Genomic DNA, 11,441 nt, shown 5'->3' with positions numbered 1-11,441 from the left:
CAATCCTCTCCTAGAATCCCACTGTCAATAGGGTTTGAGACGCGCTAACCCTGTCTTCATATACTCTTTTAATTTCTGTAGGATGTATGATTGTTGTTATTGTTTTGAGAAAATTACCACCTGAAATAGCATTGATATAGTTTAAATAAATTGGTTGATAATATTCAGGATCTAATCGTAAATCTGATGTAAGTTCTGAGAAATTAACAATGCTCCAAACTGCCAAAGTTCAATCCTCCTTTTGCTGAAACTGGCTCAATAACCAAGTTCCAACTTCAGATTGACTCATTTCACGGCTACGACGTAAAGCTTCTTCTAAAATAGACATCCCCAGTCCAGGTAATACCTGTGATTCTTGAATACGTTTACTACCTTTGTCTGCCATAGCATAGGCTATAATTTGAGCATTTTGGACATCTACCACCCAATATTCAGCAACACCCAACTCTTCATAGAGCGATCGCTTTGTCCCCAAATCATCCAGCAGAGAACTTTTAGCAATCTCAATCACTAAATCTGGTGCAGGATACCGATCAAGTTTGACAATTCCTGTACCAGTTGGGATAATTTGGGCGTGTTCTCTGAGGTAATACGCCACATCAGGTTGACAATCCTGAATACCAGTTTTACGAAAAGTGGTAGTGTCTAAACCTCTTGCTAAAATTCCTCTAAGTGCGGCAAATAGAGTTACTGCAAAAATAATTACAACATGGTCTTGACCATGATCAAAACTAACTGGTGCCATCTCCAGTCTCATATACCCCTTGTAGTAGTAACTCTTTCCCTTCTCATTGAGCAAGTTGGTAATTATTTGCTCATACTCATCCCAAGAAGTATAAATCCATGTATCTGTGGGTAACTGGGTTTGCAAATCAGTCATTATCTAACCCTCCCGCCAAAACGAAAACTTTTGTTGCTTGGCAAAATCTACAAAAGCAGTGGAAATTTCATCTAAATCATGGTCGATAATCATGTGTCCATGATCATCAATTATTGGTTTTCCGTCCACTCCCAACTGATAAATATATTCACCAGAATTATCCTTACCACTTTTTTCACTGGTGGCAAAAAATATAGGATAGTCCTGGCGTTGAGGACAATAATGTTTAGAATTAGGGTCATCATTCCACTTTTGCAGGAACAACACACTAGTTTTTGTGCCAGTATGGGGCTTAAAAGTATTTACGTGCAGCCCTACCACAGCTAAAATTCTGGCTCTTTCGCTAATCCAAGCACGGACATGACCATCAGAAATATTATTAAACCGTCCTTGAGGAAGGACAATCGCCATTCGCCCCCCCGGACGTAAAAACTCTAAATTACGCTCAATAAATAACACGTCCCGGCTTTGCTTTGTTTGCCAGCTGCCTGTATTTTGATAGCGTTTGTTGGCAATGTTACTAGCCTGTCTTTGCCGTTCCTCTGTATCAGCTAGCGCCTCAACATCAATAGCTTTCCACTTCTTTGCAAGTTCATACTGATACAAGATTTTGCTGTCTACAATATCTCCCGCAAATGGTGGATTGGTCATCAGTACATCAAAGTTGAAGTGCCGGAAATTTTCTTTGTTCCACTCAGCATCTGCAAGCTTCTCACTCTGTCGTAAGCGGCGACGTAAAGCAACTCGTATTTCGTCACTCCAATTTCGAGGATCAAGGGTATTAGCTCGATAAACATTGGTTTTACCATCACCCGCAATCAAATTGAGTGCTTTCGCCACCTTTACACTCCGGGCATCAAAATCAATGCCATATACCATTTCACTGGCATATTCCGCTTGATCTTTAGTGGGGCCATCTGCCGTCATTTCCCCACCCCAAACATGAAAAATGGTATGAACTGTAAACCCACAACTACCAGCCGCAGTGTCAATCATATACTCTTCCCATTTAGGATTGAGCATTTTGACACTCATATCAATAACATGGCGAGGTGTGAAATACTGCCCCTTGGCTCCCTTGTAAACTTGCGTTACCAAATATTCAAACGCTTCATCAATGACTTGTAAGTTGGAGTTAAAGAGCTTAATGTCTTGCAAGAAGGAAACACATACTGCCAAATGGTCGGGTGTTAAATCGATGTTTTCTCCTGGTAGAAAAACACCCTGCCATTTTTCCCTAGCTGCATGAAATAGCCGATTAATTTTGTCATACAATTCTTGACGGGTTTCACCAGCTGCCCGAAACTCGACAACTTTACCCGGTCGTCGCTTTGCTTGAGCCTCATCGTAAAGCTTGGCATAAATTAACTTAAATACCTCTTCAAACTGATCAACTCCAGCATTGGCTAGAACTAGATTTTCCAAATCTAAAATTACATCCCGCAGAGAAAGACGTTCTACAACCAGCTTGTTACGTTTCTCTAGCTCTTGTAGAGTCACACGCTCATTGATGACTTGAGTTAGCGTTTGATTGGCATGGGGTAAATCAGAAATACTGCGGTAGATATTTGGATCTTCCCGGTGCAGAATGACAATTTCACTGCCATTTGTCCAAACTGCAATGGGCGCACCTTCAGCATTACAGTAAGATTTTAGTTGTTCTAAACCGTCTCGACGCTTCGGCTTCTTAACCTCGACAATAATATATGCTGTGTTGGGATGATTTTTTTCTGAAATTACAATGTCTGCTCGCTTATCCCCAACACTAGAGCCAAAATATACTCCCTTTTCTACAGCAATTCGAGCCGTGGGATAGCCATAAGTATGAATTAAGCGGTAAAGAAACAGTTGTCGGACAATTTCCTCTGGTTTAGCTGGACGCTCCTTACCATCTACAAAGTCTCGTAGATACGGTTTCCCTTTTTTGTCAAAGAGTTGAAGTGCTGCAATTTCCTCTTGACTAAAGATATTGAGGGCATAATCAGTAGATTTTAGGATATCAATTAAAGTATAAGTAGTCTTATCTGCCATAAACGTTAACTTTGACTTTCAAAGCCTCTTCATTATCAACCCACAAGTAACTAATTATCAACATAAAAACTCTGATTACAAGATTTGGCAATTGCAAAGCAGTATTAAGCACTAAGCGGCATCTTTTGCAATATCTTTGCCAAAATGTTATTTCAGCGAGATGCGATCTCTAAACTATACCACCATAAAGATATCATCTTTCACACCTCCATATATTCACTTGAAAAAGTTCTCAATAATAACTTTTAAAATTTTGAATTGCCTATGATGAAAGAAGATGAAGTTAAAATATCTGGAGCTAATATGCCCAAGCGGGTAATTATAGAAGTACAAAGTTGGTTTAAGCGAGATACCATTGTCAGCAATTTAGAAATTTTCCAAGACTTTATTGTTATTTCTTTGTGCTTGGGATTATTTGGTGTGATGCTGATTCGATTAGCAGATATGTTTTCTTCGTTTTTGCATCCTTTAGATTTACGAGAAGTAACTTCTGACATCTTATTTATTTTGATTTTAGTTGAGTTATTTCGATTGTTACTTGATTATTTACAAGAACGACGGATTTCTGTAGGTGCAGCCGTGGAAATTACTATTGTTTCGGCTTTACGAGAAATAATTTTACGTGGTGTCCTCGAAATTCCTCGTGACCAAATATTTGCAATTTCTGTATTTCTAGCCGTTTTAGCAGGCATTCTTGCGGCTTTACCTTGGATGTCTATTTTTTTTGAAGGGGTGAAGTTGAACACCCCGGAAATAAATGCGGGAAGGTATCACGCAGAGGCGCAGAGTCGAGTCGCAGAGAGGAATAGTTGAGTGTTGTGGATATTAATTGCTATTCATCCGAATTAAGTCTGTCAAAATACTATCCAAACTCCCATTGACTTGGATTTTTTCAATTTTTTCAGCAATTCGTTCTAATACTTCTAATTCCTTTAAACGCAATGCTACGGGATTATCTTCCATCACTTTGGCGGTGTTTAACATACTGCGGGTAGCAGCAGTTTCTTCACGGCGACGGATGACATTAGCTTGGGCTGTTTTTTCTGCTTCTACTACTTTTCCTAAAATGGTTTTAATCTCACCAGGGAGAATGATATCTTTGACTCCAACCGAATCTATTTCTATGCCATAGTCGGCGGTTTTTTGGCGAATGTAATCAAAAATACTGTTATCAATGGCTCCTTTGTCTTCTAGTAAGGTATCTAGAGTTTTTTCACCTACAGCACCACGTAAAGCAAATTGCAGTTCTTTGTATAAGTAGCTAGTGAGATCCGATAAACGGTTTTTGGCTGTGAGTGGGTCGGTGATGCGGTAGCCAGCAGTTAAGTTGAGGCGCAAAGGTACTTTATCTTTGGATAAAATATCTTGGCCGGATAGTTCCATTGTTTGTTGGCGGAGGTCAAAGATTTCTGTGTTTACAGAACGCCCAAACACCCACCAAGCATGATTCCCTGACTGGAGTTGTGTTTGAAATTCTTGATTGATGTATAACAGTCCCACATAATGGGGGGGTATTTTGGAAATATGTAAGCAATTGTGGCTCAAAACTACAGCTTCAGGTGAACCCACAACTAACTCAGTAACTAAGTCAGAGGACAATTTAGCATCGGTGCTGATGTCAATTATTTCTACCTCTACATCTCGCCAAAACAGCTTGCGACTACATGGGGCGAGGATACTAATGACTTTATCTTGATAGCGGGCGATCGCAACTTGTTGATTTTGTAATTCTACAGTTTTGCAATAAGCCTCTACAAAATCGGGATGTTGTGAAATCAAGATATCTTCTAAGGGAAAATCTGGATTTGGGATCATCCGGCTGAGAGTCCGCACTGAAACATCTCTATTCACAGCCCAAAAAGCGTATTCCCCTGTCACTAGGGGGCGCACAAAGTTATTCTGCACGTACAGCAAACCAATTTCATACTCAAAAATTTGGAATTTTTTAATACCATTTAAAGCAGTTCCCCGTAGTTGCTGCACAAATTCAGCAGGTACTTCTAAGCTTTCATCTAAGTTGAAAACATGGGATTCCACCTCAATAAAACCACGCCAAAAAACTCTTAGTTGATTAGGCGCAACACTCAGCCAATTTTGACCACAGCGTACTACCGCCGCTTCATTAAATGCAGTTTTAACTACTAACAGATGTGGCTGTAACTCTGCACTATGATTTCTCAGCAACAATTCCAAGTTTTCAATTTGAGACTCTGGTTGATTGAGGTCATAGGTTTTCACATTCCAGTGCCGACCAAAATAATTATAAGTACCAGGTTGCAAGATTTTCTGAAAATCATTGCGGTGATACAAAATGGCAACTTCATTAGGTTTGATATAAAAAGTTTTCCACAAAGAAATTTGCATGGATAATTTGGGCAGTTTTAGCCGACGAAAAAAGTTTAATAAAAACATAGATAGAATAAGTTATCAGGCATTAGTGATAATAACTTAATTAGCAGATAACTTTTTGTTAATGCTACAGATATTACACTAAATTTTTAAACCCTGCAAATGTAGGTTTTTACAGCTTAGTTGCGGGCAAATATCACATCCAAAACTGGATTAAGAAAGCTGCTACTTATTCCTAAACTACCCTTGGGTAATCGAGAAACAGACAACAACCCTCAAATCTGCCGTTCAGGTAGCCAGTTCCAGAACTCCGGATAGGGAAACCGAAGGGACAGACTCAAGTCAGGGAGAGAACATTCGCGCTGGCTTCTTCACTGCTACTAACGAACACCACAAGTGATGAAGGCTAGTAAGCCTACATTACAGAGTTTTTAGTAACCTTTTCAGGTGGGTAAAAGTACAGGAATCGAACCTGTAACAGATCGATTATGAGTCGATTGCTCTACCAGTGAGCTAACTTTTGGGGTTGAGATGGAGTGACGTTACAGGTTATTTTGTAGTACACGCTCAATCCAGTGGTTGGCGCGCCAGTTAGGTATACAGAACCCGAACCATAACAAAGCCTGTGTATTACGCCTCGTTACTCAATGTAGCACAAAGTAAATAGGATTGTTAGGAAATGTCTAATTCTGAAAATGTCGCCGGAATCGAGGGTCAAGTTTATCGGTTTTTTGCAGATTACAAGTAAAGCAAAGGGTGTGTAAATTGCTCATATCATTTTGACCACCACGGGCTAGGGGAATAATATGATCAATGGAAAGTTTAGTTTCTATTTTGGTTTTTCCGCAGCTTTGACATTGGTATTTGTCTCGTTCAAATACATATTTTCTCACTGAGGGTGGTATGGGAATCCGGGGCGTTTTACTCATTGTTCATTGTGCGGGAAAGGTGAGAGAAGAGGGAGGACTTCAGTCCTCACTACAAACTCTAATTATTTATCAAATTCTGGGGAATCGAAAATATTATTAGTCCCATTTTCTTCCATAATTTCTGCATCAGTTACCGGAATATACACATTATCATTACCAATTATAGGTAATGCGTGATCATATAAATGCATGGACTGTAAGCAATTATTGATCTGCGAAACTGCGGAATTATAATCTAGAATTTTTTGTTTGACATCATTTAACAACTGGCGATTATTCCGAATTTTTTCCTCGGCTTCTTTTTGTAAACTTTGCTCTAAATAAGCCCGCGCTTGGGGGTATTGCTGTAAAATGTCATCTGCTTGCTGTTCCGCCATTGGTAACAAGCGACTTTTCAGAGTTTGATTGATAGTTTGGGGAAAAGTTTTGAGAATTGTGTTCTTTACCTTCGGCTCAAATTCTAACTTTAAAAATTGCCTAATTGCTGGTTCTGCTTCTACCATGCTTTGCAGATCATAAGTTTGGGCGGTTTGTTGTAAGGTCTGGCGCAATTGATAGATAGAAAAATGACCTTCTTGATAAAATGTCGGACTTTCTCTGACGTAGCGATCGCATTCTATTGTAGCCTCACTGACTAACACCTCCAATACTATTTCTTGGACAGTGTTCATCTTTCTTTCAATGCCACCATCATTGCCTAAAAACCGATACAATCTGCTATGATAGTCTGATTTATTAATCTTCTCCATCAAATCCTTGAATAAATTAGCTACTAACTTTCGGGAAGAATCAATCAAAACATCTTCTAATTCATTAGCCAGATGATAAAATGCCTCTACTAAAACGGCTAACAAAGGTGCAGTTGAATTTCTTTTGTGACTGTCAGTAGCACATTTATAAGCACTAACTACAGAAAAAGTATCTATTAACTCATCTAAACGCCGAATCATCTTGGATTTTAATTGTCTAAAATCCGCTTCAAAATTGTCATAAGAATTATTAATTAGTTGGTTGACTTCTTGTTTTATATGCTTATTAAAATCTTTCCCAATTTCCTGTAATTGCTGATTCAGGCGTTGTAACTCCTGCCTTTTCATCGCCTCTATTTCATCTGGCTGACTATCTAAATCTCGTTTTTGCTCCTGATAATGTTTCTTTAAGTTAATACAAACTTCTTGTAAATCATCAGCCAAATTCCTAAAAAGTTCTGGGCGTTTTTCTTCTACTAAATATTTAGTAATAGCTGTGCGAAATTCCTCAATACCACTATCTTGAATTAGCTTATTAATTAACGGTGTTCCCTGTTCGCGTAAAATCCGGGTATAATTCTCATTAGCAGTTTCAAAACTATTTACCGAAATGCGAAACTGGCTCCCTGAAAGTTTACCGGAACTAGTGCAATAGCGGTTAAACTCATTCACAAACTGAGGTATTTCTTCTATACCATTCAGGCTTTTAACACTCTCCGCAAAAATCGAATCTAACCCAAATCTATTCTCAATACTTGTGAATTTGATTTGACTGCCATAAAATCCCAGTAATCCACTGGTTTTATAAACCCTATTTGTATCTCGAAACTGTTGATTAATTAAATTATCCAAAAGCTGTCTTAACTGGGTATTATACCAAGTTTCGTCAATGCGGTTGAAGGTGTAGAAAATGCGATCGCGTATTGAGTTATTTCCTCGTATCGTTTCTAAAAGTTCCGTTTCTTCTTTAGTCATATCACCAGCCGAAGCAGATTTCAACACACATACAACCGCCGATGTATCGGGATCTTGAATCTTATCGTAAGTTAACTGTGCATCTTTTGCCACTGGTGCATCAATTCCTGGCGTGTCGATGACCACATTACCATCTTCTAATAGAGGATGGTTGCAGTAATATTCAATCCTCTTTAAAACAGCACTATTACTACCACGCCGCGCATATCCAGCAGCTTCTTTAAGATTCGAGAAATTAAATTTCTCCATTGAATGGGTAGCATTATTCATGGTATGAATATGTTGACGATTTGCCTCATAGCCATCAAGCAGCAATATTAAAGCCTTCGCTTGTTTTGCACGTTCTGATTTACCTTCTCCACCCTCCTGCTGAATAATAGCCTCACAACCTTGACGTAACAAGTTAATTACTTCAGACTGATTGATATTAACTGTTGTATTAAATCGCAATTGTTGGCATAAAAAATTGGCTTGTTCCCGGATTTCTGCCTCACTTAAAAAAGTTAAAACTACTCGTTCTTCATTGGGTTGTGCATATTCAATTTTGCATTCTGTGCCTGTAGCGTGACCTTCTGCACTATATAACAATTCCCGTTCTAGCAGTGCATTAATCAACATTGACTTACCCGCACTAAATGCACCAGCAAAGACAATTTCAAACTTCGGCGAAATCACTTTACCCAGAGAAGTCCTCACAGACATCACATCTTGAGAACGCAAAGATGGTTCTTGCTGTAAAAGTTCTAATATAGATTCAACTTGTTCTGCTAAATTCTGACACTGGGTAGGCACTTCTGACATGATTAAATAACCGTAAATCTCTAAGTAAATTCTAAGAGGAAAAAACAGGCGGTTACTTCGGTGATCTTACTTAAAACTCACTATTGATCTCTAATTAAGTTTAAATAACTATTCCCAATGATAGATGTCCAGAAATAGATTATGTGTATATTTTTAGTTAATGATTTAAAACACTGTCTCTGTTCTCTGGATCTGGTGTGCTTCTATTCATCCACACCTCAGATAAAGCATCCAAATTTACCTCCTCAGCCTTACCCACCGCAGTATTTTGAAACAGCACCGTAAACGCACCCGCACCCAGCCTATCCTGGGGAAAAATCCGATAACAGGGAATATCACTTAAATGAGACTGATATTCATCTAAATAACTCACCTTCACCGCTTGAAACTGCGGAAAACGGGACAAAAACCATTCACAAACTTGCTCATTTTCTTCAGGAGAATAAGTACAAGTCATATAAACCAGATAGCCTTGTGGTGCAACTAATTGTGCAGAATTAGCGATAATTCTTTTTTGGCGATTAGCACTTTTATTAATGGCTGTGGGATGAAAACATCCAGGAGCTTTTTCACCTTTGGCTAATAAAGATTGCCCAGTACAAGGAGCATCTACCATCACTACATCACTAGATAATGGGATATTACCAGCAAAAATACTAGGATCTCGATTCACCACAGTGCAAGGGTTAATTTGACAACGCTTTAAATTAGAAATCAGCATTCCCAAACGTTTACCAATCACTTCATTACTAATCAGTAACTTAGGTTGCAAAGCTTTCCAAGCAAAGACACTCTTACCCCCTGGGGAAGCGCACATATCGAAAACTATATTTACAGGCTGAGGAATGGTGCATAAAACTGAAGCTGCAAATACTGAAGAGAAATCTAAACAATAAAAATTACCTTGTTGATGTAAAAGATGTTTACCGGGTTTTTCTCGTAATGATAAGCGCTGCACAAAATCCGGCTGCCAATTTGTTGGTATTTCTACGCTGAAAGGTGGAATATCTGGCTCATTTTGACACCAGAGAATAGCAGGATTAAAGGGTTGGGGATTAATTAAAGCATCAATAAATTCTGCTTGTTTATCAGGGTTTTCAAACAAACGGCGCGAGAGTTTAAGTAATAAGTTTGATGGTTTTTCCATTAGTAAAACTGTTACAGAAGAACAATGCTATCTAGGGTATTGGCTGCATACTGAAACTATATTCACCGCCATTCTGATGATGCTTGATCAGCCAACCAAATGCACCGGAGATAGTTATAAATGTTAGATAATTTTCAGCAAAAATTACAGCGAGAAGCCAAAATATGGCGAGACGAAGGATTAATTAGTGCTTCCCAGTACCAAAATTTGGCAGACCGTTATCGATTTAATAATTTAGAAGCGGCTGCACGCGATCGCTTTGGAGTAATGGTCATTTCTCTAGGTGGTGTCCTGTTATGTTTAGGTATAATTACTTTTGTAGCAGCAAACTGGGAAATATGGTCAAGAGAAGTCAAATTCATTTTGATGATTAGTCTATTCATCTCAACTAGTATCATTGGATTTTATACATGGAAAGAAGGTAAATCAAGAAACAATCAACAGCAAAAACAGCCACAAAACAAACGCATTGTGGGAGAAGGATTATTAATTTTAAGCTCCTTCATTTTAGGTGCAAACATATTACTGATGGCACAGATTTTCAATATTAATGGTTCGGCTGCTGAACTATTTTTTGCCTGGGGATTTGGTGTTTTAGTAATGGCTTATAGCCTATCTTTAACTTCCCTGGGATTGATGGCTATTATCCTCAGCCAAATCGGTTACTGGGTGGGGAGAGAAAACTTTTTGGTGTCTGTGGATGACTGGAATTGGGTAGGTTTGGTGGTGCGACATATGCCGTTGTTGTCCTGGTTGCTATTTGTACCCTTAGCATATTTTTGTCGCTCCCGGTGGATTTTTGCTTTAGCAGCCTTAGTATTTGCTGGTACTTTGCAGTTAAGCCTCAATCCTTTACCACTGCTGAATTTTGCTAATATGGCTCCCTGGGTGGCATCTTTTGCTTTGGCACTACCACCAGCATTATTCTGGAGTTATGATGATTTGCTGTTCCCCACTGTTAATTACAGGCTATTCCAACCTCTAGCGCGGGACTTAGCATTAATCTTTTTTGGCTTGGTGTTTTATGCTTTGTCTTTTCGTGAACAATGGGTAGGTTCAACATTCAATAATTTTGTCCCCAGTAATAGCAATAATCTATTCATGTCTTTGCCTATTATCGATTTGGGGATTTTGAGTGGTTTGACTGTATTACAATGGTTGTCTTTGCTGCGTTTGAGAAATAACCCTCCTCGCCGGGAAGTAATTTTCACTTTGGTGGTGGTAACTACTTATTTGGGTTTCATCATCATTACACCTTTTTGGCATTTAGCTATTACTCGCATTGATGAATTAGGCAGTTTTATCTTCAATGTGTTGTTAGCATTTTTGGCATCAGGGTTAATCCGAGAAGGATTAAAGTTAAATAACAGAAGTAACTTCTGGGGCGGTATGCTATTGTTAACAATGCAAATTATCAGTCGCGCTATAGAATACGACACGGATCGATTATTTCAGTCTCTGGTGTTTGTTATCTGTGGTTCGGCATTAATTAGCGCTGGACTATGGTTTGAACGTCGTTTACCTAGCGGTTCTAAATCTTAATTGATTTTTTGTAATGATTTGAGACATTTAACTAGGTG

The 11,441-nt window shown here is 38.8% G+C and carries 8 protein-coding genes and 1 tRNA gene; 2 read left to right on the top strand and 7 right to left on the bottom strand.

Features of this window, described 5'->3' with window-relative positions; translation table 11 throughout:
* Positions 1-229 precede the first annotated feature (229 nt).
* Together ACM0OP_RS16730 and ACM0OP_RS16725 are read right to left on the bottom strand one after the other, a co-directional pair.
* Positions 230-880 (bottom strand): Uma2 family endonuclease, encoded by a 651-nt coding sequence (locus ACM0OP_RS16730; protein ID WP_414529551.1) that lies wholly within the window; start codon positions 878-880, stop codon positions 230-232.
* Positions 881-883: 3 nt separating this feature from the next.
* A complete protein-coding gene (locus ACM0OP_RS16725; protein WP_414529550.1) occupies positions 884-2,911 on the bottom strand; it encodes an N-6 DNA methylase in 2,028 nt (675 codons plus the stop codon).
* A gap of 303 nt (positions 2,912-3,214) precedes the next feature.
* Here ACM0OP_RS16725 and ACM0OP_RS16720 point away from each other — a divergent pair, with 303 nt between their 5' ends.
* Entirely contained in the window at positions 3,215-3,724 is a 510-nt protein-coding gene (locus ACM0OP_RS16720) for a phosphate-starvation-inducible PsiE family protein (protein ID WP_414529553.1), read from the top strand.
* 12 nt (positions 3,725-3,736) lie between these two features.
* Here the strand turns inward: ACM0OP_RS16720 and ACM0OP_RS16715 are convergent, their stop codons facing one another.
* From ACM0OP_RS16715 to ACM0OP_RS16695, 5 genes are all read right to left on the bottom strand, one after another.
* The gene (locus tag ACM0OP_RS16715) at positions 3,737-5,275 is read right to left on the bottom strand and encodes an SPFH domain-containing protein (protein ID WP_414529549.1); all 1,539 of its coding nucleotides are present in this window, start codon (positions 5,273-5,275) and stop codon (positions 3,737-3,739) included.
* Between the two features lie 433 nt (positions 5,276-5,708).
* Positions 5,709-5,783, bottom strand: a tRNA-Met gene (locus tag ACM0OP_RS16710).
* A gap of 160 nt (positions 5,784-5,943) precedes the next feature.
* Positions 5,944-6,189 (bottom strand): HNH endonuclease, encoded by a 246-nt coding sequence (locus tag ACM0OP_RS16705; protein ID WP_414529548.1) that lies wholly within the window; start codon positions 6,187-6,189, stop codon positions 5,944-5,946.
* A gap of 62 nt (positions 6,190-6,251) precedes the next feature.
* Entirely contained in the window at positions 6,252-8,714 is a 2,463-nt protein-coding gene (locus tag ACM0OP_RS16700) for a dynamin family protein (protein ID WP_414529547.1), read from the bottom strand.
* A gap of 157 nt (positions 8,715-8,871) precedes the next feature.
* The gene (locus ACM0OP_RS16695) at positions 8,872-9,861 is read right to left on the bottom strand and encodes an RsmB/NOP family class I SAM-dependent RNA methyltransferase (RefSeq protein ID WP_414529546.1); all 990 of its coding nucleotides are present in this window, start codon (positions 9,859-9,861) and stop codon (positions 8,872-8,874) included.
* Between the two features lie 120 nt (positions 9,862-9,981).
* On the opposite strand from ACM0OP_RS16695, the gene ACM0OP_RS16690 reads away from it, so the two are divergent.
* Positions 9,982-11,403 carry a DUF2157 domain-containing protein gene (locus tag ACM0OP_RS16690; protein WP_414529545.1) on the top strand — a complete coding sequence of 474 codons (1,422 nt, stop codon included), beginning with the start codon at positions 9,982-9,984 and terminating at the stop codon, positions 11,401-11,403.
* The last annotated feature ends 38 nt before the right edge of the window (positions 11,404-11,441 follow it).

It is taken from the genome of Nodularia chucula CCY0103 (assembly GCF_963923915.1).
Classification (GTDB): Bacteria; Cyanobacteriota; Cyanobacteriia; order Cyanobacteriales; family Nostocaceae; genus Nodularia; species Nodularia chucula.
The sequence above is the reverse complement of the archived record's forward strand: the minus strand, read 5'-3'. Positions and strand labels throughout refer to the sequence as shown.

Bases quoted from the DNA above. Each gene is read 5' to 3' on its own strand.
- ACM0OP_RS16730 (WP_414529551.1), bottom strand. From the start codon at position 880: ATGACTGATTTGCAAACCCAGTTACCCACAGATACATGGATTTATACT.
- ACM0OP_RS16725 (WP_414529550.1), bottom strand. From the start codon at position 2,911: ATGGCAGATAAGACTACTTATACTTTAATTGATATCCTAAAATCTACT.
- ACM0OP_RS16720 (WP_414529553.1), top strand. From the start codon at position 3,215: ATGCCCAAGCGGGTAATTATAGAAGTACAAAGTTGGTTTAAGCGAGAT.
- ACM0OP_RS16715 (WP_414529549.1), bottom strand. From the start codon at position 5,275: ATGCAAATTTCTTTGTGGAAAACTTTTTATATCAAACCTAATGAAGTT.
- ACM0OP_RS16705 (WP_414529548.1), bottom strand. From the start codon at position 6,189: ATGAGTAAAACGCCCCGGATTCCCATACCACCCTCAGTGAGAAAATAT.
- ACM0OP_RS16700 (WP_414529547.1), bottom strand. From the start codon at position 8,714: ATGTCAGAAGTGCCTACCCAGTGTCAGAATTTAGCAGAACAAGTTGAA.
- ACM0OP_RS16695 (WP_414529546.1), bottom strand. From the start codon at position 9,861: ATGGAAAAACCATCAAACTTATTACTTAAACTCTCGCGCCGTTTGTTT.
- ACM0OP_RS16690 (WP_414529545.1), top strand. From the start codon at position 9,982: ATGTTAGATAATTTTCAGCAAAAATTACAGCGAGAAGCCAAAATATGG.